This is a genomic window from Parapedobacter indicus, assembly GCF_900113765.1.
GTDB lineage: Bacteria > Bacteroidota > Bacteroidia > Sphingobacteriales > Sphingobacteriaceae > Parapedobacter > Parapedobacter indicus.
This window is the reverse complement of sequence record NZ_FOQO01000005.1, coordinates 266,762-291,562: the sequence shown is the minus strand read 5'-3', so window position 1 is coordinate 291,562 and position 24,801 is coordinate 266,762. Positions and strand designations below refer to the sequence as shown.

Here is a 24,801-nt window from a genome sequence, read left to right as displayed (position 1 = left end):
GATATGAAAATCATACTGACCCTTGTGGCCGTGTGCGGCTACCTAGTTTCGTACGCGCAATTTGACCTGAAGGGGCATATGAAAAATCTGCCAACAGGGGAGACAGTGATCGTGAATGCTCCCTTGGTATTTGGCTATTTTGATGACATGAATACACCCTTAACCACGGATGAAGATGGGAATTTTAGTGTCAAGCTACCATTGGATGAAGAAAAGATTGGCTACCTACGTTGGGGAGACCGCCAGGCTTTCCTATGGATGAGACCTGGCACCGACTTAACCGTGGAGCTAGACGGTTCCAATGGCCAAATCGCTTTTGGCGGTAACATGGCTGAGGCGAATGCGTTGCTTCACAAACTGGAATTGTGGAAAGCCCCGCTTTTCTTTACCGACAGCAAGCGGGTAGCGGTCAATGAAATGCAAACCCGTATTATCCAGCCCTACCTGAAACAGCTAGCCGCTAAAATAACCAAGGTAGACGCCAGCCCACTCACACCCTCGGAAAAGGAATTTCTGAAAGCCGAATTGCACTATCATTTCATTGTCTATGTTGATCTGTATGTGCGTACCGCCCGTTGGCCGCGTGAGGAGTGGTCGAATTTTATCATCGAATTCATGCAAGGGGAAACACCCCAACCCAAATCGGCATTGCAAGGACCGATGTACTATTCGTTTATCGATGCATACGTTGGTTTTTTAGCAAGCCGTGCGTTTTCCAACCGCGATGACCCGACAAAATTTGCCAAATCATTGAAATCGGTATACGGTGTAAGCAGTTTTGATAGCCTGATGTCGCTAGCTCATGAACATGGCGAAACATTCCTCAACTGGATGGCTGTAAAACGGGCATTCGACGCAAATACAACTGAACGTTATCTGGCCCAGCAAATTAAAGGAAAATACGACGATGGGGAAGTTTCCACTGGTAATCGCTTGTTCGAAGCACTTGAATTGCATAATCGGAACAGTACCTACCTTGACACGTTGACAAGCATACGTGCATCGCTGATGAAAAGAATGGCCACCATCAATAACGATATCATCGTTCCTGATGATTATCGGACTTTCCAACAGATCAAGACATTCGTAAAGCAATTCCAGGGAAAGGTTGTGTACCTGGATATTTGGGGCACGTGGTGTGGCCCGTGCAAAGAAGAGATGCGATACCTGCCATCCATCAAAGAACACATGGAAGGAAAGAATATTGTCTTCCTTTACCTGGATATGGACGATGATGAAAAGGACAACAAGTGGCGGGAATATATTCAGGCAAATGCCATTACCGGTGTGCATTTGAGAAAAAATAACGACGACATACAAGCTATCTGGAAAGAATTGATGCCAGACGACGCCTCCAAGCACGGCCGTTATCCAACTTATTTTATATTCGACAAGCACGGAAATTTAGTGGCCGACGATATTAAAAGGCCAAGCGATGGTAAAGATCTGGTGAAACAACTGGAGGAATATCTGTAAACTTAGTACCTTGGGGCAAAATGATTACCGCCATTGCCATAGACGACGAACCGATTGCACTTGATGTGGTGCGTAACCACGCAGCAAAAGTACCCTTTTTGGATCTTCAGGCTGTATTTACCAATGCTTTTGAAGCCATAGATTACCTGCGTCAACACCCCGTAGACCTGCTATTCCTCGATATCAAGATGCCGGACATCTCGGGCATCGAGTTTTTCAAAAGTCTCAGCAGAAAGCCGTTGGTCATCTTTACCACGGCCTATTCGGAGCACGCCGTTGCTGGCTTCGAACTGGATGCCGTGGACTACCTGCTCAAACCATTTTCATTGGCGCGATTTCTGAAAGCCTGTAATAAAGCACAGGAATGGCTGCAACTGCGCACTGCGTCCGACACTAAACCAGCATATATTTTTGTCAAAACGGGATACGATCAGATCAAGGTAAATTTTGATGACATCGATTACCTTGAGGCCACGGGCAACTACGTAAACTTTGTGCTGGGAGAGCGCCATGTACTGAGCCGGATGACCATCACGGAATGCGAGGAGCTGCTGCCAGCCGACCGGTTTGTACGTATCCACCGTTCGTTCATCACCGCCATAAGTAAGGTGAAAAAAATCGAACGGCATCAACTAACCGTAAGCGATAGCATTCTGCCCATCGGTTCGTCCTATCTAGCTGCTATTAAGCAACTGTCCGCCAAACCCTGAACAAACTGTCCGTTTCCGAACACCTAATGCACGATATCGAACAAGGACTCACACAAAACAATCAGCAACACACTCATATTCTATACGTTATAATTTTGGCGCAGACTATGTATTGCTTTATGCCAAAAATAAAACAACAATAATGTTTAGCCGTATCCGCTACATATTCTTTTTGATACCAACACTGTGTTTGACCAATCATGCCTCCCTTGCGCAGGAGAATACACTGACCCTCGAACGATGCATCCAGCTAGCGTTGGAAAATAACCTTGACGCCCAGCAAGGCCACATCCGTACGGAAGTCGGGCGTATTAACCTGAGACAATCGAAACAGAACCTACTGCCCAACTTAATCGGCAGTTTAAACCATAATTTCGAAATCGGGCGCGCCATCGATCCCGAAACCAACCAGTATTTGAATAACGTTACCAACAGATATGGGAATCAAAGCCTAAGCAGTTCTGTTGTATTATTTGACGGATTGCGCATGTTTCGCACCATCACGCAACAGGCTTATGCTTATCGAGCCACGCAGTTTGAGGAGCAAAATATAAAAGAGCAGCTCGCACTCGGTGTTACATCGGCATATATCCAAGCTCTTACGGCCAGAGATATGGTTGCGCAGGCCGACAGTCAAGCTGCCGTCACCCATCAACACGTCCAGCGGAATACATTGCTCCATGAACAAGGAGCCATCGCTCCCGGCGATTTTTATGACCTGAAAGGGCAATATGCAAACGATCTAAATAATGTCAACCAAGCCCGAAACGACTTTCAAGAAGCGTTGGTTTCGTTGTTCAGGCTTTTGAATCTACCATACGATGCGTCCGTCCAATTGGCTCCATTATCCGAACTTCCGCTCAAAAATGCTCCTGCAGTAACCGGCGAACAGCTTTTCCAACATGCCGTAGACCGGTTGAGTTTGATCAAAGCGGTAGACAACCGGCAACAACAAGCACGCTTGGGTTTAAAAGTGGCACGTTCTTATTATTTTCCGTCATTGTCCGCAGGTGCCGGACTGTCCAGCAGTTATATACACGGAAATGGTGGTTATATCGATCAAATTCAAGATCGGATCGGCAAAAACTTGGGATTCACTCTTGCCATTCCCATTTTCAACAAATGGCAGGCAAGAAATAACGTGTCGTTAGCCAAGCTCGACGTGCTAGACGCGGAAAACATTGCCCGAACCAGTCGAAATGAATTACAGCAGACCACCAACCAAGCCTTATTCAATTTGGAAGCCGCCAGGGAACGGTATAAGAACCTCGTCGAGCAAACCGAAAATTATGCGGAGTCGTTTCGGATAGCGGAAGTACGGTTCAATGCCGGAGCGATAAACTCGGTAGACTTTCTCATTGCGAAGAATAAGATGGATAACGCAAATGCTAATTTATTGATTGCACGCTATCAATGGCACCTCCAACAGCGGATTGTCGACTATTATAACGGGGAAATGGTGTTAAGCCAGGAAGACTAATGCAAGGCATGGAAACGGCCAATCTCAATATCGACACGGATGCCCGAAGCAAACGTGCCGGGCGCCGTGTTAATAACCCGGATCTGAAATTGCCCGTTTCCCACTAACAGCTCTTCGTAAAATCCTTTGAAATATACATGCTGTATCTTAAACAAAGCATCCGGATTTTCCCGCAAAGCCACCCATTCGGGATGAAGTGCAACCTCCGATTCTACCTTTATACCCAGCTGAAACGCTTCTTCTTTACTAAGGATATTACTTTTTGCCAGCAGTCTAGCGGTGTACGCATTGGGCGGATAATTATATAACCCTACGGGCTTACCCATTGCCACCAAATGCCCCGTCCTCAACACAAGGAGTTCATCGGCCATGGAAAGTACCTCTGCCGGGTCGTGCGACACCAGCACTACGGTCAGCCCGGTATCGGCCACAATGTTTCGGATATCCGCTTGCAGGGTTTCCCGGAACGACGCATCTACTTGATTAAAGGGCTCGTCCAACAACAATACTTCGGGCTCGTTAACCAATGCACGTGCAATGGCTACACGCTGCTTTTCACCTCCACTCAAATCCGCAATCCGCTGTTTTCTCAAATGCGCGATCCGCAGGCGATTCAAAATCTGCTCCGTATTGCGGAATTTTGCTTCCAGATCGGTATTCGGCAGCTGCGAAGCCACATTATCCCACACATTCGCATACGTGTTTAGGTCGTCGAATCCCTGTGACACCATGCGCATGGCGTCGTGTCCGGGAATTAGCTTCTCCCTCGGGTTAGGCACCCGCCAGCCCCGATAACGGATTTCGCCATGGTCAAGCTCCAACAATCCGTAAATGAGCTTGAGCATTGTACTTTTACCACTTCCGCTTTCTCCGATAATTGCGGTAATCCGACCTTCGCTAATCCCGAAGGACAATCCCCGGACCGCCACAATCGCCTCTTTGCCGTTAAAAAAGCGGCTTACATTGGTACCATGTATCAGCGGAAGGCCTTCGCGCTGCGTATCGTTGGGCACTGAACACACCATAAAAAAACCGTCCCGGTATCGTATCGGGACGGCACAAAAGTACGAAACATATTGACAATGGGCTAAAATCCAAGCATCAGCCCAAAAGTAAAGTTCTGTAAGCCCGCTTGGTTCGGACTGTTTTCGAAGAGATCATTGAAATAATATTTTCCATAAATACCAACCGGCCCTACACCGAACCGCGCAAATGCGCCGTAACGGAACTGTGTGAAATTGTAGTCGTCTTTGAATTTCTGTTTGCCCAGTTCCTCGCTTTTGAAACGCTGCGTCCCCTTCAATAAAAAGCCACCCTCAGGGCCGAAGGCAAAACGGAGCCTTCCGAGACCGCTGTAGCTTTTGCTACGAAACTCGAAGGTTAGCGGCAACCGCAGGTACGTCGATGTAAGCCGGTTTTTCGAATAATCAATGTCGGAATATTCCCAAGTAAGCGGCGTCGTGTTTTCCAGGAAATCAATGTTTTCCCGCAAACGTATGTAAGTCCAGTCGAAACCACCGGACAGAAAAATGCGGAAGTGGTCGTTGAACCGGTAGCCTGCCTGCAGCAGGTCAAAACCAAAATTGACAGTCTTGCCGGGGCGATACCTGAAATCCCGGTTGTCATCCGATAAGGTAAAACTACCGTTGTCGATTAGCTTAACCAACCCCAAATCAATCCGTGAAAACGTAATTCCATAAATGGGGCGTGATTTCCGGGAATTATCCTCCGTCTCGGATGCATGCGCTTCCTTTTTGTGCTGCCGCTCATTCTCCGGCGCATACTCGTAGGTCTTTTCCGATTTCTCGATCGTAATTACCCCCTCGTCCTTGCCCGGTATGATGATGCGCACCTTGCGCTTCTCTCCCGTGTTTACATCTTCCATGATCACGGTATCTATGGCGGTCCCACGGTTCTTTCGGAGACTATCGGGCTGCTTCTTCTCCTGTGCGGATGCCAGAAACAAAACGGCACAAAACAACATTGTAAGACTAACGTATTTCATCGTATCTATCTATTTAAGGTTTGATTTATTTAAGATTCTTCTTTTTATTCTTAGCCAGGCCAAAATTGAAATCCAGTTTTAACGACCCTTCTTCGTCATTCGAGAAGGTGACCAATTTTTCATCCCGCTGATCAACCGTGCCAACCACATAGTTAAGGATGTTGCTGAGCCCGAAAGGTTGCTTGGTTTGCTCGGTAGACGCAAGCATCGTTTCTTCCTCGTCCTCCAGCACCACCAAAGGCTCAATATCTGGCACATCGGCAATCTCGCTTTCTGCGCCTTCCAAGGTATCCCGCTGTTGCAAAAGCATCTCGGATGAAGGGCTTGCCGGTTCACGCATTGCCAACTGCTGAGGTTCAGCAGTTGCCATAGGAAGCGTTTCTTCCGACTGACGCTCGCGTACTGCTACCCGCGGACGTTCTTCGACCTTCCGATTCTTTTTTGCAAATACCCGCCTCAACCGCTCCAAATCCAACGGCTCCGCAACAGGCTCAGACGCTTCCACCGGTTTGGTTGGCTCAACAACGGCTTCCTCGGGGGTCTTCCCTGTGCCTGCATGTGCATGTAGATACGTAACGGATACGGGTCGGTTTTGCCAATAAAGCACTCCACACACCACCAGTAGCACGGCAGCGGCAGCCATCCACCATGCAGGGAGTCGGCGTCGTTTCGGCATCGGTACAACGGAACGGGGTTCTTCGGCATCCAATTGCGCAGCGATCTTGTCCCACAATCCTTCTGGAGCCCCCGGCCTGAAGCCTTCAAACTTCTCCCGCAGTTGCTTATCAAATTCGTTGTTTTCACCTGGATTCATAGTTTCCTCCTTCCAATTGTTTTAATTTCTCCTTGAGCCATGTCCTTGCCCTTGACAGCTGCGATTTAGACGCTCCCTCGCTGATCTGCAGGGCATCGGCAATTTCCTTGTGCGAAAAGCCTTCCAACGCGTACATGTTAAAGACTAGGCGGTAACCAGGGGGCAATGTTTGAATCACGCGCAATAAATCTTCGCATTCCAACGCATCCATCGAGAACGTTTGCTGGGCATCGTCATATACCTCATCTATTTCAACCGATAACCCGCCTCGTAGGTTTTTGCGATAAATCTCTATGGCCGTATTTACCATGATCCTTCGTATCCACCCTTCAAACGACCCTGCTCCCCGATAGCTATCTATATGACGAAACACCTTGATAAATCCCGATTGGAGCATGTCTTCTGCCTCAAACGTACTGCGTGCGTAGCGCAAGCAAACGCCCAACATCTTTGAGGCCATTGAATGGTACAGCTTTTCCTGCGCCTGTCGGTTGCCCTCCCTGCAACCCTCGTACAAACTTTCTATCGTAACCGTTTGCTCCAACTTGCGTGTGTTTATTACTAAGATGATCCGATTGGAAAAAAGGTTGCACCGACAATTGGTATTTTTATTTTAATCCGCGATTTCAATCCGTCGGCTGCCATCCGGCTGTGCCGTGATCCGTATCGAAATCGCATCGGAAGGCAACAGCGTGGCTATTTTCTCCGGCCATTCCACAAAGCAATAGCGATCGGAATAAAAATAATCTTCATAGCCCAGGTCAAAGGCCTCCTGCTCAGATTTGATGCGGTAAAAGTCAAAATGATAAACGGGGCCTTGGGGAGCGGTATATTCGTTGACGATGGCAAACGTGGGGCTGGAGGTAGCATCTACAACACCTAATTGCGTGCATAAGCCCTTGATGAGCGTGGTTTTTCCCGCACCCATTTCGCCAAAAAAAAGAAAAACATGCCGTTCGCCCGCAACGGCCAGTATGCGAACCGCCACATCCGGCAATTCCGCTAAATTCGCCATTTTAATAACCATGTGCGCAAAAATACGCTTTTTGGCTACTTGGTCGTATAGGTAGCAAAGGGGATGATCATTTCTTCCAGCGAGATGCCCCCGTGTTGAAAAGTTTCGTTGAAATAATTGACGAAGTGATTATAATTATTGGGATACACAAAATAAATGTCTTCCCGGGCAAAAATGAAACTGGAACTCACATGCAACTTCGGCAATAATGCGTCGTGCGGATTCTTTACATGAAAAACGTCCTTGGCAATGTAGTTAAGATTCTTCCCCTGCTTGTAGCGTAGATTCGTGTTGGTATTACGGTCGCCGATAACCTTGCTGGCACGTTTCACGCGGATGGTACCGTGGTCTGTCGTAATAATTACACGTACCTGTTTTTGAGCAAGCCATCTCAGTGCATCTAACAACGGAGAATGTTCAAACCAAGAAAGCGTAAGCGAGCGATAGGCCGCCTCGTCATTGGCCAATTCGCGGATCATTGCCATATCCGTGCGCGCATGCGAAAGCATATCCACAAAATTATACACCAACACATTGAGGTCATTCCCCATCAGGTTGCTTAAATTGTCGGCCACATCGCGCCCCTGTTCCAAGGTCAGTATCTTATGATAAGAATGCTTGCATTCTTTGCGGTACAAACGTTTGATCTGGTCGGCAAGAAATTTATCCTCGTGTAGGTTTTTACCCCCCTCGTCTTCGTCATTCTGCCAAAGACCCGGATGTTGTCGCTCCATCTCCAACGGCATCAACCCACTGAATATCGCATTGCGGGCATATTGTGTAGCCGTAGGCAGGATGCTGTAATAACTATCTTCCTCTTCTAAGCGGAAGTGATTGCCGATTACCTCATTGATCACCCGCCACTGATCGTACCGCAGGTTATCAATAAGAAAAAAAAACGTAGGTCTGTCTGCTTGCAACGTTGGAAAAACCTTTTTGCGAAACAGCTGATGCGACATAATCGGGCCTTTTTCGGGTTCCTTTACCCAACGGAGGTAATTTTTCTCGATAAACTTGAAAAATTGCATGTTTGCCTCCGCCTTTTGCAGGGTCAACACCTCGTGCATGCCCGCATCCTCCAGCTTCTCAAGAGATACCTCCCAATAAATCAATTTTTTGTAGACGTCTGCCCATTGTTCAAAATCCAAGTTATCGTTTAAAATCATCCCCAGATTCCGAAAGTCCTGCTGATACGCCATGGACGTTTTCTCACTGATAAGCCGCTTATTTTCCGTCAGCTTCTTGATCGTCAGTAAAATCTGTTTCGGGTTGACCGGCTTGATCAGGTAATCGTCTATTTTGGAGCCAATGGCATCTTCCATCAAATGCTCTTCTTCGTTTTTGGTAACCAATACCATCGGTACACCGGGATTGATGTTTTTCAATGCCGAAAGCGTTTCAAGACCGGTAAGGCCCGGCATGTTTTCATCCAAGAACACCAGATCATAAAACCCCTTTTTGAACGCATCCACCGCGTCATTACCATTTGTTACCGTTTTTACATCATACCCTTTTTCATTTAACAGCATGATATGCGGTTTCAGCAAATCGATTTCGTCATCTGCCCATAATATATTCGTCTCTTGCATGCCAACTCCTACTAACTAATACGTATAATTAATGTGTATGGGTTTTCTATCCATGGAAATAATCGCGAACATAGCGAAAAGTTTGGCGGCGTCGACATTTTTAACAAAAATTAACAGGCATCTGCCGTATCTTTGCAGGGTATTTTTGCGGAGGGCAGCAGTCCTACTGCAAAGCAAAATAAACGTTGAATAAAAAGAAGATCATTAACGACCCTGTTTATGGATTCATATCCATCCCATCCGGTTTTATATTTGACCTGATCCAACATCCCTACTTTCAACGCCTGCGGTATATCAAGCAGGTTAGCATGACGCATTTGGTCTACCCCGGAGCCCTGCATACCCGTTTTCAGCATGCATTGGGAGCGATGCATCTCATGGCGCTGGCTGTGGAGACACTTCGCGGTAAGGGAACCGTTATTACGGAAGCTGAAGAGGAAGCGGCGCTTGTAGCTATTCTTTTGCACGACATTGGTCATGGCCCGTTTTCGCATTCGCTCGAACATACATTGGTCGAAGGGGTATCGCACGAGCTGCTGTCAGCATTAATGATGGCGGAGCTCAACGAAGTGTTTGCCAGGAGACTCGACTTGGCCATTGAGATTTTCAATAACCGTCATCCCAAGAGATTCCTCCATCAGCTGATATCCGGCCAGCTTGATCTCGATCGCATGGATTACCTCAGCCGCGACAGTTTCTTTACCGGTGTGGCCGAAGGTGTCATTAGTTTCGACCGGATTATCAAAATGATGAATGTAGTTGGCAACGAATTGGTCATTGAACATAAGGGGATTTATTCAATCGAAAAATTTTTGATCGCCAGACGTCTGATGTATTGGCAAGTCTACCTGCATAAAACGGTGCTCGGTGCTGAGCAAATGCTGCTGAAAATCCTGCAACGGGCAAAAGAACTGTATGGAAACGGTATTTCTCTTTTTGCCTCACCATCCTTGGAACATTTTTTGCGCAATAAGATTACCCGAGCAAATTTCACCGAAAATGTGTCACATTTGACCCATTTTTCACGTCTCGATGACACAGACATCTTGTCTGCCGTGAAAACTTGGGCGTATCATGACGACCCCATTTTGCAGATGTTGTGTTCACGGCTTATGGCGCGCACCTTATACCATACCGAACTGTACAACAGCGAGTTGGATAGTCGGTTTATTGATGAGTTGAAGGCCCGGGCGGTAACGTACTTTGGTATAGATGTGGCTCACGTGGATTATTATGTATGGACACAATTGATTGAAAACAGTGCTTACGAACTAAATAGCAGTAACATTAAGATTTTAATGAAAGACGGTAGCATACAGGATATTGCGGAGGCGTCCGATCTGTCCAATTTAGAGACGCTATCAAAGAAAGTACGGAAATTTGCCGTGTCCTTTCCAAAAGAATTGTTAGCAACTCATCAATAAGCTGATAACCAGTAAAAATTTTAATATATATCGTTTAAACTTATACATTTGCAGATGCAATTTTCCGCACATCAAATAGCAACGCTCGTAAATGGTTCCCTTGAAGGGAATCCCGATGTGATGGTGGAGCAACTGGCCAAAATCGAAGAGGCAAAAGCAGGTAGCCTCTCTTTTTTGTCCAATCCGAAATACGAACAGTACCTGTACACAACCGAAGCATCGATCGTCATTGTCAATCACGATCTGAAGCTGGACAAGCCTGTGGTAAGTACCTTGATTCGGGTAAAAAATGCCTATTCCGCATTTTCCATGCTGCTGGAAGTTTACAACAAGATGCGTTTGGACAAAACCGGTATCGAAAACCCGGTGTTTATTCATCCGACTGCCAGAATTGGAAAAAATGTTTACATCGGCGCCTTCACCTATATAGACAAAGATGTGGTCATTCAGGATAACTGCAAAATATACCCGCATGTATACATTGGAGAGAATGTCAAAATAGGCAACGACACGACGCTGTTCCCAGGCGTATCCGTCTATTTTGATTGCGTGATCGGCGAGCGTGTCATCATCCACTCCGGCACGGTTATCGGCAGCGATGGCTTCGGCTTTGCACCCCAGGACGACGGAACGTATAACAAGATCAGTCAAATCGGGAATGTAATCATTGAAAACGACGTGGAAATAGGTGCCAATACGGTCATAGACCGGGCAACCATGGGTTCGACAGTTATTCGCCAGGGCGTAAAGCTGGACAACTTGATCCAAGTGGCGCATAACGTGGAAATCGGCAAAAATACCGTGATCGCTGCCCAATCGGGTATTTCAGGCAGTACCAAAATCGGCGAAAATGCCGTGGTAGGTGGACAGGTCGGCATCGTCGGGCACATCAGTATCGCCAATGGCAGCCAAATACAGGCACAATCCGGAGTGAATCGCACCATCGCCGATTCAGGCAAAAAATGGTCAGGCAGCCCGGCGGCTCCTTACAACGCACAGATGCGATCGCAGGTAGTGTATTCCCGCTTGCCCGAATTGGAACGCCGACTCGAGGAACTGGAGCAATTGTTATTAACTAAAGAACTATCAAAATAAACGAAGCGCTGTTCCGCCCATTGGCGGTTCAGCCAATTGACAGCGATGAACGTAAAACAACGAACAATCAAATCAGAAATCAGTATCTCCGGTGTAGGGCTCCACACGGGTAAACCCGTCACCATCACCCTGAAACCAGCTCCCGAACAACATTGGTACCGGTTCAGGCGCATCGACCTCGAAAAGCAACCGACCATCCTTGTCGACGCTGACAATGTGTCGGATACGTCGCGCGGAACGACCATCTCTCAAAACGGCGCAAGCGTGAGTACGATTGAGCACTTGATGGCCGCATTGGTGGGCTTGCAGATCGACAATGTGCTCATCGATATCGATGGTCCCGAAGTACCTATTATGGACGGTAGTTCCGCTCCCTTTGTCAAAGCAATTGAACAAATTGGCTATGTGGATCAACTGGCCGACCGCGATTATTATGAAATCCCGCACAACATTCACCATACCGAATCTGATCGGAAGGTTGAAATGGTCGCCATGCCACTGGATGGGTATCGCTTCACCTGCATGATAGACTTCAACTCTCCGGTACTGGGCAGTCAGCATGCCTCCATCAGCAACATCGACGAATTCTCCAAAGATATCGCCTCGTCGCGCACATTTTGCTTTCTGCACGAATTGGAGATGCTATTGAAAAACAACCTTATCAAAGGGGGCGACCTCAACAATGCCATTGTCGTTGTCGATAAAGAGGTCAGTAAAGACGAGCTGCGTCACTTGGCGAAATTGTTTAATCGCGATGATATCGACGTGGCCAAGGAAGGTATATTGGACAACATCGAACTGCGCCACCAAAATGAACCCGCCCGGCATAAGCTGCTTGACATGATCGGTGACCTTGCGCTGGTAGGACGCCCCATCAAAGGCCACATCATGGCAGCGCGGCCCGGACACGCCGCAAACGTAGCTTTCGCCAAAAAAATCAAAGCACAGATAAAAAAAGAAAAAGGCCGCAAATACATAAAGGTATACGATCCCAACATGCCGCCGCTGTACGACACGGTACAGATCATGAAAATTCTGCCCCACAGGCAGCCATTTCTGATGATCGATAAAATTCTGGAACTGACCAAAACGCATGTCGTTGGACTGAAAAACGTCACGATGAACGAAGATCTGTTCATGGGTCATTTCCCCGGAGCACCCGTTTTCCCGGGCGTGCTGCAGATAGAGGCCATGGCCCAAACCGGTGGAATCCTCGTTCTTAGTACCGTGCCTGATCCCGAAAACTACCTTACCCTCTTTCTTAAAATCGAAAATGCCCGGTTTAAGGCACAAGTGAATCCCGGAGACACCATCATTTTCCGCTGCGATCTCCTCGAACCCATCCGCAGGGGCATTGCCCAAATGAAAGGCGTGGGCATGGTTGGCGAAAAAATCGTGGTGGAAGCAGAGTTGATGGCTCAGATTGTAAAAGTAAAAGAGAGCCAAGCATCATGATACAACCCTTAGCATACATACACCCGCAGGCCAAGATTGCCGGCAATGTCGTCATCGAGCCTTTTGTCACCATCCATAAAGATGTAGTGATCGAAGAAGGCACATGGATCGGGTCCAACGTAACCATCATGGACGGAGCGCGGATCGGTAAAAACTGCCGCATATTCCCCGGCGCCGTTATTTCGGGCATCCCACAGGATCTTAAGTTTGACGGGGAGGAAACCACCGCCGAAATTGGTGACAACACCACCATCCGGGAGTGTGTCACCGTAAACCGGGGGACCAAGGACAAATGGAAAACCGTAATCGGTAAAAACTGCTTGATTCAAGCATACAGCCATATTGCGCACGACTGCATTGTGGGGGATAATTGTATTTTCTCCAATAATAGTACGCTTGCAGGCCACATCACCGTAGGCGATTACGTGGTATTAGCAGGGATGGTTGCCGTACACCAGTTTTGTCACATCGGCTCACATGCCTTTATCGCCGGTGGCTCGCTGGTACGCAAAGACGTGCCTCCCTTTGTCAAAGCTGCCCGGGAACCTTTATCGTACGTCGGAATCAATTCCGTCGGGCTACGGAGAAGAGGGTTTTCTTCCAACCAGATCAACGAGATACAAGATATCTACCGGGTACTGTTCGTCAAAAACAACAACCTAGCGAAAGCGTTGGATATTATTGAGGCAGAATACAAACCCACGGAAATACGGGATGAAATTCTCGACTTCGTGCGGAACTCCAATAGAGGAGTTATGAAAGGGTTTGGCCAAAGCAAAGGCTTACTCTAGGTTATGGTCATTTCGTTGGAAGACATCGGCAGGCGATTTAATCGTGAATGGGTTTTCCGGCACATCGACTATCAGTTCCAAACCGGCCAAAGCTACGCCGTATTGGGGCCGAATGGGTCGGGTAAATCTACTTTCTTGCAGGTCATTGCCGCCAGTCTGATCCCTTCTGCTGGTCATATTCGTTATATGGCGGCCGAAAAAAAGATCGAACCCGATTCCCTTTACCAGCACCTTTCGCTGGCGGCTCCTTACATGGAGCTCATCGAAGAGTTCACGCTCATCGAACAGATCCGCTTTCATTTTGCCCTCCGGAATTACCTAACCGGCTTCGACGAAGAAGCGTTTCTGGAACTGTTGGGACTCCGTCACGCCAAAGACCGGCAAATCCGGCACTTCTCTTCGGGCATGAAACAACGGGTAAAACTAGCCCTGGCCTGCTGTTCCGACGCCCCGCTTGTATTATTGGACGAACCAACGAGTAACCTGGACAAACAGGGGGTAGACTGGTACCTCAATCTGGTGACCGAAACACGAGCCACACGCCTGGTCATCGTTTGCTCAAACCAAGAAAAGGAATACGGATTTTGTGAGCAGGTAATCAACATTATAGATTACAAATTGTAAAAAGGAAGCCTGTTTTGTATCTTTGATCCCACATTATACATTGTCATAAATTTAATAGTATGTCCAAAGCCTCAGAAGTAAAAACCGGCAACATCTTACGCTTCAACGGTGAATTGGTGTCCGTTGATGAATATATCCATCGGACACCGGGTAACCTCCGCGCATTTTACCAAGCCAAAATGCGCAATGTTAAAACCGGAAAACTCGTAGAATACCGTTTTCGGACCGACGAGGAAGTGGAAATTGCCCGGGTAGAAACCAATGATTACCAGTACCTATACGAAGATGGGGACACTTTCGTTGTCATGGACAACAACACATTTGAACAGTTCAATATTCCAAAGCACCTATTTGGCAGTTCGGCACGTTTTTTGAAAGAGGGTATGCAGGTGCTGGTGGCGATGGAAAGTGATGAGCCTATTATGGCACAGGCGCCCACTACGGTAGAATTGGAAATCACCTATACAGAGCCGGCCGTGAAAGGTGATACGTCTACAAATGCGCTAAAAAGTGCGACAGTAGAAACAGGTGTAGAAATACGGGTACCACTTTTTGTGAACCAGGGAGATAAAGTGAAGGTTGATACGCGCTCGGGTGAGTATATTGAACGGGTGAAATAACGAAATTAAATTTTTAGGTTTAGGTTGATTATTCGGTCTTGGGGCTCCCCGCTTCAAGGCCGATGTTTTTTTGAAGAAAAGAGAACCCGACCAATTCCAATGAATAGGCCGGGTTCCAAACACAAACGAAATTTTAGGTTGTAATCTCAATAGCCGCTATTTTGCAGCATTCCCGGGTTTGCATCGATAACCACTTGGGGAATGGGCAACACGTTGCTTTTACCTTCCATATATCCCTTGCTGCCCAACTCTTCGGCAGCCTTATGCCAACGGACTAAGTTCACAAATCGGCCTCCCTCTTTTGGCATTTCAATTCTCCAGAGCGTATGCAATTGATCGGCAAATGCTTGAGCAGATACGGCCTCGCCAATCGGAGGGATTCCGCGCCGAGAAGCCAGTTGATTATAAACTTGGCCGGCTTCTGTCAGCTTGCCGCTCGCGGCCTTAGCTTCCGCATTCATGAGCATCACTTCAGTATACCGAATGATGGGAAACACACTGCGGTTATAGAAGAACCGTTTTATATCTTCCCTCATCGTTTCAGAATGATCCCAAATAACCTCACTGCCGCTCGGCTTGAAAATCTGGGTTGTGTTGGCCGCCAACGCATAAGCTCCCGAAGCGATAATCTGGTCCGTCAACGTAATTGCAAGCTGGAAATTGCCTTTGAACAAAGCGGCCTTCGCCAGCAGCGCCTGTGCTGCTCCCTTGGAAACACCACCATCCGCAGCCTGTTGAGGTAATTGCCCACTGACCTGTTCAAGCTCTGCAACAATAAAATTATAAACCGCGTCCGGGTCGGAATTGGAAAGGCTGGCTCCTTGAGTTTCCACCGTAAGCAGGGGGACCTTTCCAAAATAATGCATCAGTTGCATATAGATATAAGCCCTGAATAACCGTAATGTTCCCAATTCTGCCGCCTGCGGAGCACGGCTCTCTATCGCATTCAATGAGTGGATAACCGAATAACCGCCTTGCCAAAGCTGGTTGATTACTGGGACTGCCGGTGTAAAAGAAAAGTTGTTCAGCGGTCCGAATTGACCATTCAACGCCGCACCTAATGTGTCTGAAACTGCCTCCCCTCCCAGCAACGCATCGGCCACCGCTAGTTCCTTTTGCCATCCCCCAATTCGGTCATGAGCCGTATTTAGCTGTGCATCAAATTCCTCCAGTGTCAATGGTTTTTGTGCAGCGTTGTTGTCATATCCGACAAATATTTCAACGGTTTTAACCCTTCCATCCTTTATCTCGGCATTCTCGTAGGGCATTTTTACCATGTCGCCGGCATTAATCACACCATCCGAATTGGAATCTGTCCATTTGAAATTGCCCACTGCTGCATCCGGCTGCTCAGCCCATCCATCAACGTCGCTTTGTGACTGAAAGATCCCTGCTGCGGCCATCCCAAAATAATATCCGTCTTGAGCTTCTTCACCTTCATAAAAGATGTTATACTTATCTCCATACTCCACCTCTACATAGTAAGTGCCCGCTTTAATATCCTCAAATATCGCCTTCCCGGTGTCAATCGCTGCTTCATACGCCACCACGCTGTTCGCATAGTCTTCCTGACTGGCATACAGCCAAACTGTGCCGCTTTCTGCCCGGACCCCCTTCGGCTTTTCCGGTGTCCAAGCCGTTGCATCCCAAACTACTACTTCCAGTGAAGTGGTCTGTAGTTCGTCATCAACGGAGGTGCCCGAAAGCAAGGTCTTCACCGTATAGACGACCTGATCATCCGTCGCTCCGATCTCGTCACTTCCAATTTGAACCCCGTTTATCCAGATCTTCTTCCCAACACGGCTTACTTTTAGTTCTTTTCCGCTTAGGCTGGTTAGCATTCGATCGTTCGTTAAATCCGCAAGTTTAATAACTCCTTTCACGATATGGTCTTTCAACACTGACGACGTAAGATCTTCGGTTCCAAAAGCTTGTATGGAAGACCTTTTGCTGCCCATCATACGCGCTTGCTGTGCTCGCGCTTCGTCATCATTCAACGGTGCAAACACGGTGATACCTTCTTCCACATCTGTGGCAGAGAGCTCGAGTCCTTTCAATGCGTCGACAAATACGCTGATGGTATCTGCTGTTTCCAGGTTGCTGATGACATTACCAATTACTTCCTCCGGCTCCCGAGGCTCTTCCGGGGGAGTCACGGGGTCTTTCTTGCATCCAAAGGCAAAGGAAAGAATGACCACCGCAATGGCTACTCGATTTAAAAATTTCATTGATTTAGAATTTAAATTATAAACTGTTTTTCTGATGCTGCTAATTTAGTAGGACCCAAAGCACCAAAAAATACCCGCAAGTGAGTATTTTTGGGCGATGCAATCCATAAGTAAACAGGAACTACGAAAAATATACCGCGAAAAACGGTTGAACCTTTCCAACGAACAATTTCAGGTGCTGAATGGTGAGTTGATAAGTCGGGTGCAGAAATGGGATGTTGCTCGGGTTTCAACGGTGCATCTCTTCCTTCCCATCGAAGGCAACCGCGAGCCAGATACCTATGCAATTGCTGAATGGCTACGGCATACCTACCCGTATATACGATTGGTACTATCCCGGACAGATCGGATCAATCACCGTATGCACCACGTTATCTGGGATGATTCTACCATCCTCAAACAAAACCATTGGGGCATACCGGAGCCGCAGAATGGAGTAGCTGTTTCCGCCAAAGAGATAGACGCCGTGTTTGTTCCCCTACTTGCCTTTGACATTCACGGGAACCGCGTAGGATATGGAAAGGGGTTCTACGATCGTTTCCTGGCCGAATGCGGTCCTCAAACGATCAAAATCGGCCTTTCGCTGTTTGATGCGGAGCCGGCCATCACCGGCATAGACGCCTTCGATGTCCCGCTCGATTATTGCATAACCCCTCGGCAGGTTTGGACGTTTAGTATAGCACCCTGAACTTTATTGTGTTTTCTATCTGTCTGAGTTGCTTCAGCAGCCGCTTGTCGTACTGGGTATCCACATCCGTCACTGCATAGCCGATATCTCCTTTGGTCATCAAAAACTGGGCAACAATGTTGATCTGGTTTTCGGCGAAAACCTGATTGATGTGCGCCATTACGCCGGGCACATTCCGATGGATATGAAGCAGTCTATGTGCTTTTTCGATCTTGGGCAACAACAAATTTGGGAAATTACGACTCATATACGTATCCCCTTTGTTGATAAAGTCAGCCATGCGCCGCGGGATGAATTCGTTGTTGCGCTTCTTACCTTTCTTGTCGTCAAAAAGTACAATCCCCTTCTCGTTGCAGATTTCCCGGTTTACCTGATATTTGCTGTCTCCTAAATAGCCTATTGTCTTAAGCTTGTCTGCCCTCACCAGCTGTTCGTCGTCCAGCTTCACGTCTTTTCCCAACAGCAACATCCCCACATCTTTGACGTATTTTTCCTCAAACGTCTGCTTTACCCGGATGGAAAAACCATCTCGCTTGAGTATGTGGGCCGAAATTTCAGGCACACTGCCCACAATCAAGCAAAGGATGCGGTTCTTAGGATAAGAGATCGCCCGTGGAAGGTCGTTCACGTATAGAAATTCATCGAAACTGGGCGTAACGTGGTCGGCTTTCTCCGATACGCTCTTCCGCTCAATATTTTCGGTGAACGCAAAGAAACGCTCAATAAGCCCCGACTCTTTCAGCTGGAAATCGGAATAGCCATCGCCGATACCGTAAATCTTGCCTGGCAACTTCAACTGCCGTAGAAGCTTCACTTTGCCTCCCTCTTCCGATAAGGGGTTGCCTTCATCGTATCCGGTTATCTTCCCCTCTTCATCAAACGTAAAGGTATTGGCATAGACATTCTCCTGCTTGATATGGTAGGGACTCACTACAGGCACGATAAACTCTTTGAATCCCCCCGATACAATCAATGCACTATCGCTGTGTTTCTTGAAAAACTCACGATTGCGTAGAAATGATGGAGAAACCTTCCTCTTGAGTATGCTAATTAATTTCTTCAGGTGTTCCCGATTGGCCTCCAGCAACCGTACCCTGGCCGAAAGGCTCTCCCGGAAAGACAGCTGGCCATTCATGGATAGGTTCGTCAGCCGGTCGATCTCTGCATAAATCAGCTCTTTTGCTGGATGATTGGCCAACGAAATGCGAGCCAATTCGTCTAACGCTTCTACCTGGGTAAAGGTACTGTCAAAATCGATAATGTAATAATTGTCCAATTTACTGTACGGTTAAAAGTCTGCTACATATTTCGCGCAACGTCTCATCAATCGGTTTGAATGCGATGCCCGTTGCATCTAGGATTTTCTTATTTGCAAACCGCATCTGCTGGTTTGCGGCATGGGCGGTTTCGCGTGTCAAAAGCGGCCGTTTGCCGCTGAAGAGTGAGAGCACCTTGGCAGCACGCCAAGCCATTCCCAGCATCAAGCGCGTCGCCTTGAACTTAGGAGCGGGCCGACCGAGGTAAGCGCTGCACCGTGCCATCAACTCCTGATACGTCATGTTCACGTTACTCAACAGAAACCGCTGTCCGCTGATTGCTTTGTTTTCCATTAACAACATCATCGCCCTGGCTACATCTTCGACGTCGATCAGGCCAACCGAACCCGCCGTGTAAAAGTTGAGGCCATCATGCAGTTGGGCAAAAATAGACCCGCTGCTTCCGATTCCTTCAAGTGGAGCCGATGGACCGATAATCAATGCCGGATTCACGATCACGGCGTCCAGCCCTTCGGCAACTCCCCGCCATACCTCCATCTCGGCCTCATATTTGGCAATCGCATAGCCAGATTGACCGCTATCGTATTCCCATAGATCGTCTTCCGTTATTTCACGCCCATTCTTTCCCCCCCCCACAGCAGCAATGGAACTGACATGCAACAAACGTACTCCCCGCTCGAGTGCAAGGGTAACCACCTGTGCCGTGCCTTCCACATTCACCACACTCATCCGCTTACGATCGGCTGTATGATAAGAAATTACCGCCGCACAATGGTATACCTGTGTTACACCTTCAAATGCATCGGCCAAGGCAAAGAAGTCGTTTACATCTGCTTGAACCCAATCTACCCCCGGTAGTCCGTCAAGCAACTGCGGAATTGTAGACGTCTCCCGCCTCGTAGCCCGGACCTGAAATCCCGCTGCGATCAATTGTTTGATAAGAATGGAGCCCAGAAAACCTGTCCCGCCTGTTACTAAAACCACCGTCTTAGAATAGTTGATATAACGCCTCAAAAGTAAGGTAATAAATGGATATTACCTATACCGAATTAAAATGTAAAAAACTTCCTGTACCTTTGCCGAATAATTTGCCAAACAATAGACAACTGCCCATGTCCCTCTCGGTTTTCTTTTCTTCTATTTCCCTTGGAGATTTCACGCCAGAAACGGGCTTTTTCCGCTCGCAGATCGGTGCCTCCTTGCGTGTTTATGACGAAACATTCCCCGATTTGGAGGGCGACAGGCCCGATTTGGCTTTATTCGGTGTGTTGGACGATCGGATGGCACTCGGAAATGCGGGCTGCAGCGAGGCCGCCAACGCCATCCGTCGGCAGCTGTATCCTCTCTATCAGGGAGAGTATAAACTACGACTGGCCGACTTGGGCAACATCAAGGCCGGAGAAACTGTTACAGACACCTATGCAGCGGTAAAAACCGTTTGCGAGGAACTTATCCGTTCAGGCATTGTCCCGGTCCTTATCGGTGGCGGACAAGATATTACTTATGCCCAGTACCTCGCCTATGAAAAACTCGAACAAAAAATCGAAGTGGCCCTCATAGACTCCCGGTTCGACCTCGATCAGGACAATACCGAAAACGCTCCCCTTAATTCGCAGACTTATCTCAACCACATTATTCTTCACGAGCCGGACTACCTTTTCAATTTGAACAACTTAGCTTATCAAACCTATTTTGTGAGTAAAGAGTCCGTTGCCATGTACGATAAGCTCTATTTTACTGCCGTGCGTCTCGGTCTGATTGCCGATCAGGTAGGCCAGGTGGAACCCATCATCCGGGCCTCGGATATGCTAAGCTTTGACATCAATGCCATTCGGTTTTCGGATGCACCCGGTAACGCCCATGCCACCCCCAATGGCTTGTTCGGCGACGAAGCCTGTCAGTTATGTCGATATGCGGGTATGAGCGATAAGCTTACTTCTGTCGGCTTTTATGAATACAATCCCTTGCTGGACAAACGCGGACAAACCGCGATCCTGGTGGCGCAGATGATTTGGTATTTCATCGAAGGTTTCTACAGCCGTAAGCATGACGCTCCGCCCGTACCAAAGTCAGCCTACATCACTTACCGTACCACCGTGCACAACGACGCCTACGAATTGGTATTCATAAAAAGCAAAAAATCAGATCGTTGGTGGATGCAGGTGCCGTACTCGGGATCTCAGTCAATTAACGAGCGGTATCACCTCATGCCTTGCCGTTATGAAGATTACCAAACGGCCGTTGCCGGCGAGATGCCCGACCTGTGGTGGAAAACACATCAGAAGTTGATATAAGGTAGTCGGTTTTTTACCTTTGCTTACCATGGAATTATATCTCATCGTCATTGCTGTTGTCATTCTGGTTATTGCGGTGATTTTGTTCATCAAACGCCCGCAGTCCACCACCAATGTGTTGGACGCGGAAAACATTCGCCGCCTGGCTCGGGCCGAGCAGCAAGTGGAAAATCTCACTGCCGAAAAAGAACGGATTGCCGTCCTGCTAAGAGAAGAACAACAGCGACTGCTCGAATCCGAGAGATCGCTTGAAAGTACCCGCGCTTACTACCAATCCCAGCAGGAAAAACTCCGGGAACAAAAAGCAGACATCGAAACCATCAAACAGCAATTTAACACCGAATTTCAGGTAATTGCCAACAAAATACTCGAAGAGAAAACGCAGAAGTTTACGGAAACCAATAGCAAATCGCTCGATCAGATTTTAAACCCACTCAAGGAAAAAATCAAAACCTTTGAGGAAAAAGTGGAAAAAACGTACCAGCATGAGGCAGCCGAACGCAACTCCCTGAAAGGGGTCGTGCAGCAGCTGATGGAGCAGAGCCTCCGGATCAAGGATGAGGCCAACAGCCTGACGCGCGCGTTGCGTGGCGACAGCAAAAAACAAGGCAATTGGGGAGAAGTCATTCTCGAACGGGTGCTGGAGCGCTCGGGACTGGTGAAAGACCGCGAGTACAGGCTGCAAGCAGCGCTGACAGACGAGGAGGGCAGGCGCCTGCAACCCGATGCAATCATCGATCTGCCGGATGAAAAGCACTTGGTGGTCGACTCGAAAGTTTCGCTGCTCGCGTATGAGCGCTGGGTAAATGCCGAAACGGACGACGAGCGCGAAGGATACGCCAAACAGCACATCCAATCCATCGAAAATCACGTAAAAAGCCTATCGGCGAAGAACTACCACGACCTTTATCAGATCCATTCACCCGATTTTGTATTGTTGTTCATGCCCATTGAGTCGGCATTCAGCATGTCAATCACCTCCAAAGCCGATCTCTTCAGTGATGCCTGGGACCGCAAGGTGGTCATCGTTAGCCCTTCAACCTTATTGGCCACCTTACGCACCATTGCCAGCATGTGGAAACAAGAGCGACAAACGCGTAACGTCCTGGAAATCGCCAAAGAGGCAGGGGCGCTGTATGATAAGTTCGTTGGATTTCTTCAGGATTTGGAAAAGGTGGGCGAGTATCTTACCCGCGCGGTACGCGCTCATGAAGATGCTACCCGCAAACTTAGCACCGGGCCGGGCAATGTCGTGACCAAGGTGGAGAAACTTAAGAAACTTGGTGCACGCGCCAATAAGCAAATCGATAACGATTTGTTGGATGACGAGAAATAATCTCAACTACACACATCGGTCAACACTCCTATAAAAATTAACTCGTTGTCTATGGTTTTGTTGTAAAAAGTTCCCACCTTTGCACCTTACTTCTACCATATTACATATGAATAACATACAATTAAGATAAAGAATCACACGAAGCTTCGGCTATCTTGCGCCGTTACTCTATCGACCGCATAACATTAGTTATGGAAATTAGAATGCCTGTGCATTAAGTCAAAAGAGATTTAAGCCTGTAGTCAACGTTACCTATGAAAAATAAATTACTTTTCATATTAATAGCGTCCGTTTTCTTTGTCCCAGCATTTGCCCAGCAAAAGATAAAAGACAATACCGCCCCTGGCGAAGTCTTACCCAATAAAGATGCGCTGCTGGAATTAGAAAGCACTAATAAAGGATTGCTACACGCAAGGGTGCAACTCATCCGTACGGATGATGCTGCTCCGTTGTCGCAGCATCGTGCTGGTATGATGGTATACAATACGGCTACTGTTAATGATGTCTCTCCCGGGATATACTACAACAATGGTTCCCATTGGATATTGGTGGCGGCGATGGACGATGTCAAATCCATCAGCTACAATCCCGTTGCCTATGAACTCTCCTTTGTAGATAGGAATGGCGAGACACAGGTCATCAATTTGGAAGAGGTAGTGAAGGCAGTGGAAACCGTTACTGCCTTAGACTATGACCGTGCTGCACATATACTTGATTACATCGACGAGGACGGCGTAGCGCATACGTTCAACCTGAATGTCGGAACGCTGGCTTTCGATAATCAAACCAATGTACTTAATTATACTTCGGAAGACGGTCGTACCACGGACATTCCGTTGAACAATACTTCGCTTTCATATGATCCTTCATCCGGTACGCTGCAATACGTCAACACCCTAGGTCAGCTTCAACAATTTGATTTTTCGGATATTGTTGATCAGTTAGAGACGGTAACGTCTCTGAATTATGATCCTGCAACGCATGTACTCACGTACGTTGATGAGGATCGGATTACGCATACGCTTAGCCTTGATGTTGGGCGGTTGGCATATGATAATCCAACGAATACGCTTACATATACAGCTGAGGATGGGACGATATTGACGATTCCACTTAATGCTACTGATCTAACATATAGTTCGGCCACTGGTGTCCTGACCTACGTGAACTCGTTGGGACAAACACAGACATTCGACCTCGGCGCAATCGTGGAGGCACAACAGACCCTAACCAAGCTCACATACGACCCCGACAATCACCTGCTTACCTACACCGACGAGAACGGGGATCCCGTAAACATTGATATGAATGTCGGAAAGCTGGAATACGATCCAGACAACCACCTGCTCACCTATACCGATGAGAACGGCGATCCCGTAAACATTGATATGAATGTCGGAAAGCTGGAATACGATCCAGACGATCACCTGCTCACCTATACCGATGAGAACGGCGATCCTGTAAACATCGATATGAATGTCGGAAAGCTGGAATACGATCCAGACAACCACCTGCTTACCTACACCGACGAGAACGGCGATCCTGTAAACATTGATATGAATGTCGGTAGGCTCGAGTATGATCCCGACAATCACCTGCTTACCTACACCGATGAGAACGGGGACAGGGTGGATATCGATATGAATGTCGGAAAGTTGGAATACGATCCTGACAACCACCTGCTCACCTATACCGATGAGAACGGCGATCCCGTAAACATCGATATGAATGTCGGAAAGCTGGAATACGATCCAGACAACCACCTGCTCACCTATACCGATGAGAACGGCGATCCTGTAAACATTGATATGAATGTCGGTAGGCTCGAGTATGATCCCGACAATCACCTGCTTACCTACACCGACGAGAACGGCGATCCT

Annotated in this window: 22 protein-coding genes; 13 read left to right on the top strand and 9 right to left on the bottom strand. The window is 47.8% G+C overall.

The genetic code is table 11. The features are described from left to right. The first annotated feature begins 3 nt into the window (after nucleotides 1-3). The 3 genes from BMZ56_RS12190 (at nucleotide 4) to BMZ56_RS12180 (ending at nucleotide 3,666) form a co-directional block, all read left to right on the top strand. Nucleotides 4-1,476, top strand: a complete 1,473-nt coding sequence (locus tag BMZ56_RS12190; protein ID WP_177195142.1) for a TlpA family protein disulfide reductase — start codon at nucleotides 4-6, stop codon at nucleotides 1,474-1,476. A gap of 20 nt (nucleotides 1,477-1,496) precedes the next feature. Then, complete coding sequence (locus BMZ56_RS12185) at nucleotides 1,497-2,186, top strand: LytR/AlgR family response regulator transcription factor (protein ID WP_090626938.1); 690 nt, start codon at nucleotides 1,497-1,499, stop codon at nucleotides 2,184-2,186. Nucleotides 2,187-2,376: 190 nt separating this feature from the next. Further along, the gene (locus BMZ56_RS12180; protein ID WP_177195141.1) at nucleotides 2,377-3,666 is read left to right on the top strand and encodes a TolC family protein; all 1,290 of its coding nucleotides are present in this window, start codon (nucleotides 2,377-2,379) and stop codon (nucleotides 3,664-3,666) included. Here the strand turns inward: BMZ56_RS12180 and BMZ56_RS12175 are convergent. The 6 genes from BMZ56_RS12175 to porX form a co-directional block, all read right to left on the bottom strand. Next, nucleotides 3,663-4,691: an ABC transporter ATP-binding protein gene (locus tag BMZ56_RS12175; RefSeq protein WP_090626934.1), complete on the bottom strand. Its 1,029-nt coding sequence runs from the start codon at nucleotides 4,689-4,691 to the stop codon at nucleotides 3,663-3,665. The two genes, BMZ56_RS12180 and BMZ56_RS12175, sit on opposite strands and share 4 nt — an antisense overlap. Before the next feature lie 62 nt (nucleotides 4,692-4,753). Then, nucleotides 4,754-5,671, bottom strand: a complete 918-nt coding sequence (locus BMZ56_RS12170) for an outer membrane beta-barrel protein (protein ID WP_245893191.1) — start codon at nucleotides 5,669-5,671, stop codon at nucleotides 4,754-4,756. 25 nt (nucleotides 5,672-5,696) lie between these two features. Next, on the bottom strand, nucleotides 5,697-6,485 hold the full coding sequence (locus tag BMZ56_RS12165) for a FecR family protein (protein ID WP_090626929.1): 789 nt from the start codon (nucleotides 6,483-6,485) through the stop codon (nucleotides 5,697-5,699). Beyond that, nucleotides 6,472-7,029 (bottom strand): RNA polymerase sigma factor, encoded by a 558-nt coding sequence (locus BMZ56_RS12160; RefSeq protein ID WP_090626926.1) that lies wholly within the window; start codon nucleotides 7,027-7,029, stop codon nucleotides 6,472-6,474. Before BMZ56_RS12160 ends, BMZ56_RS12165 begins: the two co-directional genes overlap by 14 nt. Before the next feature lie 69 nt (nucleotides 7,030-7,098). After that, on the bottom strand, nucleotides 7,099-7,500 hold the full coding sequence (tsaE, locus tag BMZ56_RS12155) for a tRNA (adenosine(37)-N6)-threonylcarbamoyltransferase complex ATPase subunit type 1 TsaE (RefSeq protein WP_317048187.1): 402 nt from the start codon (nucleotides 7,498-7,500) through the stop codon (nucleotides 7,099-7,101). A 35-nt stretch (nucleotides 7,501-7,535) separates the two neighbouring features. Continuing rightward, the gene (gene porX, locus BMZ56_RS12150) at nucleotides 7,536-9,089 is read right to left on the bottom strand and encodes a T9SS response regulator signal transducer PorX (RefSeq protein ID WP_090626921.1); all 1,554 of its coding nucleotides are present in this window, start codon (nucleotides 9,087-9,089) and stop codon (nucleotides 7,536-7,538) included. Nucleotides 9,090-9,274: 185 nt separating this feature from the next. Here porX and BMZ56_RS12145 point away from each other — a divergent pair, with 185 nt between their 5' ends. From BMZ56_RS12145 to efp, 6 genes are read left to right on the top strand one after another with little or no spacing between them, the layout of a single operon-like run. Next, the gene (locus BMZ56_RS12145) at nucleotides 9,275-10,513 is read left to right on the top strand and encodes an HD domain-containing protein (RefSeq protein WP_090626918.1); all 1,239 of its coding nucleotides are present in this window, start codon (nucleotides 9,275-9,277) and stop codon (nucleotides 10,511-10,513) included. 54 nt (nucleotides 10,514-10,567) lie between these two features. Further along, nucleotides 10,568-11,608 carry a UDP-3-O-(3-hydroxymyristoyl)glucosamine N-acyltransferase gene (lpxD, locus tag BMZ56_RS12140; RefSeq protein ID WP_090626916.1) on the top strand — a complete coding sequence of 347 codons (1,041 nt, stop codon included), beginning with the start codon at nucleotides 10,568-10,570 and terminating at the stop codon, nucleotides 11,606-11,608. A gap of 45 nt (nucleotides 11,609-11,653) precedes the next feature. Further along, nucleotides 11,654-13,063: a bifunctional UDP-3-O-[3-hydroxymyristoyl] N-acetylglucosamine deacetylase/3-hydroxyacyl-ACP dehydratase gene (locus BMZ56_RS12135; RefSeq protein ID WP_177195140.1), complete on the top strand. Its 1,410-nt coding sequence runs from the start codon at nucleotides 11,654-11,656 to the stop codon at nucleotides 13,061-13,063. Continuing rightward, complete coding sequence (gene lpxA, locus BMZ56_RS12130; RefSeq protein ID WP_090626911.1) at nucleotides 13,060-13,854, top strand: acyl-ACP--UDP-N-acetylglucosamine O-acyltransferase; 795 nt, start codon at nucleotides 13,060-13,062, stop codon at nucleotides 13,852-13,854. The genes BMZ56_RS12135 and lpxA overlap by 4 nt, the downstream gene beginning before the upstream one ends. 3 nt (nucleotides 13,855-13,857) lie before the next feature. Then, nucleotides 13,858-14,478 (top strand): ABC transporter ATP-binding protein, encoded by a 621-nt coding sequence (locus BMZ56_RS12125; protein WP_090626909.1) that lies wholly within the window; start codon nucleotides 13,858-13,860, stop codon nucleotides 14,476-14,478. A gap of 59 nt (nucleotides 14,479-14,537) precedes the next feature. Next, nucleotides 14,538-15,098 (top strand): elongation factor P, encoded by a 561-nt coding sequence (gene efp, locus BMZ56_RS12120; protein ID WP_090626906.1) that lies wholly within the window; start codon nucleotides 14,538-14,540, stop codon nucleotides 15,096-15,098. Between the two features lie 146 nt (nucleotides 15,099-15,244). Here efp and BMZ56_RS12115 read toward each other — a convergent pair whose 3' ends face one another. Continuing rightward, a complete protein-coding gene (locus tag BMZ56_RS12115) occupies nucleotides 15,245-17,326 on the bottom strand; it encodes a RagB/SusD family nutrient uptake outer membrane protein (protein WP_090626903.1) in 2,082 nt (693 codons plus the stop codon). Between the two features lie 97 nt (nucleotides 17,327-17,423). Between BMZ56_RS12115 and BMZ56_RS12110 the strand changes: the two genes are divergently transcribed. Beyond that, nucleotides 17,424-18,014, top strand: a complete 591-nt coding sequence (locus BMZ56_RS12110) for a 5-formyltetrahydrofolate cyclo-ligase (protein ID WP_090626901.1) — start codon at nucleotides 17,424-17,426, stop codon at nucleotides 18,012-18,014. On the opposite strand, the gene BMZ56_RS12105 is transcribed toward BMZ56_RS12110, so the two are convergent. Continuing rightward, complete coding sequence (locus BMZ56_RS12105) at nucleotides 17,998-19,290, bottom strand: HAD-IB family phosphatase (RefSeq protein ID WP_090626899.1); 1,293 nt, start codon at nucleotides 19,288-19,290, stop codon at nucleotides 17,998-18,000. The two genes, BMZ56_RS12110 and BMZ56_RS12105, sit on opposite strands and share 17 nt — an antisense overlap. A gap of 1 nt (nucleotide 19,291) precedes the next feature. After that, nucleotides 19,292-20,275: an NAD-dependent epimerase/dehydratase family protein gene (locus tag BMZ56_RS12100; RefSeq protein ID WP_090627263.1), complete on the bottom strand. Its 984-nt coding sequence runs from the start codon at nucleotides 20,273-20,275 to the stop codon at nucleotides 19,292-19,294. A gap of 128 nt (nucleotides 20,276-20,403) precedes the next feature. On the opposite strand from BMZ56_RS12100, the gene BMZ56_RS12095 reads away from it, so the two are divergent. The 3 genes from BMZ56_RS12095 to BMZ56_RS12085 all read left to right on the top strand — a co-directional run. Further along, entirely contained in the window at nucleotides 20,404-21,585 is a 1,182-nt protein-coding gene (locus tag BMZ56_RS12095; protein ID WP_090627260.1) for a formimidoylglutamase, read from the top strand. 28 nt (nucleotides 21,586-21,613) lie between these two features. Continuing rightward, a complete protein-coding gene (locus tag BMZ56_RS12090; RefSeq protein WP_090626896.1) occupies nucleotides 21,614-22,921 on the top strand; it encodes a DNA recombination protein RmuC in 1,308 nt (435 codons plus the stop codon). A 254-nt stretch (nucleotides 22,922-23,175) separates the two neighbouring features. Next, on the top strand, nucleotides 23,176-24,801 hold a 1,626-nt coding region (locus tag BMZ56_RS12085; protein ID WP_218146550.1), incomplete at its 3' end, for a phage tail-like protein.

Excerpts from the sequence above, each read along its gene's own strand:
- BMZ56_RS12175 (WP_090626934.1), bottom strand. The coding sequence starts at position 4,691 with ATGGTGTGTTCAGTGCCCAACGATACGCAGCGCGAAGGCCTTCCGCTG.
- lpxA (WP_090626911.1), top strand. The coding sequence starts at position 13,060 with ATGATACAACCCTTAGCATACATACACCCGCAGGCCAAGATTGCCGGC.
- BMZ56_RS12185 (WP_090626938.1), top strand. The coding sequence starts at position 1,497 with ATGATTACCGCCATTGCCATAGACGACGAACCGATTGCACTTGATGTG.
- tsaE (WP_317048187.1), bottom strand. The coding sequence starts at position 7,500 with ATGGCGAATTTAGCGGAATTGCCGGATGTGGCGGTTCGCATACTGGCC.
- BMZ56_RS12090 (WP_090626896.1), top strand. The coding sequence starts at position 21,614 with ATGGAATTATATCTCATCGTCATTGCTGTTGTCATTCTGGTTATTGCG.
- efp (WP_090626906.1), top strand. The coding sequence starts at position 14,538 with ATGTCCAAAGCCTCAGAAGTAAAAACCGGCAACATCTTACGCTTCAAC.
- BMZ56_RS12135 (WP_177195140.1), top strand. The coding sequence starts at position 11,654 with ATGAACGTAAAACAACGAACAATCAAATCAGAAATCAGTATCTCCGGT.
- BMZ56_RS12170 (WP_245893191.1), bottom strand. The coding sequence starts at position 5,671 with ATGAAATACGTTAGTCTTACAATGTTGTTTTGTGCCGTTTTGTTTCTG.
- BMZ56_RS12125 (WP_090626909.1), top strand. The coding sequence starts at position 13,858 with ATGGTCATTTCGTTGGAAGACATCGGCAGGCGATTTAATCGTGAATGG.
- BMZ56_RS12115 (WP_090626903.1), bottom strand. The coding sequence starts at position 17,326 with ATGAAATTTTTAAATCGAGTAGCCATTGCGGTGGTCATTCTTTCCTTT.
- porX (WP_090626921.1), bottom strand. The coding sequence starts at position 9,089 with ATGCAAGAGACGAATATATTATGGGCAGATGACGAAATCGATTTGCTG.
- BMZ56_RS12190 (WP_177195142.1), top strand. The coding sequence starts at position 4 with ATGAAAATCATACTGACCCTTGTGGCCGTGTGCGGCTACCTAGTTTCG.
- BMZ56_RS12110 (WP_090626901.1), top strand. The coding sequence starts at position 17,424 with ATGCAATCCATAAGTAAACAGGAACTACGAAAAATATACCGCGAAAAA.
- BMZ56_RS12165 (WP_090626929.1), bottom strand. The coding sequence starts at position 6,485 with ATGAATCCAGGTGAAAACAACGAATTTGATAAGCAACTGCGGGAGAAG.
- BMZ56_RS12095 (WP_090627260.1), top strand. The coding sequence starts at position 20,404 with ATGTCCCTCTCGGTTTTCTTTTCTTCTATTTCCCTTGGAGATTTCACG.
- lpxD (WP_090626916.1), top strand. The coding sequence starts at position 10,568 with ATGCAATTTTCCGCACATCAAATAGCAACGCTCGTAAATGGTTCCCTT.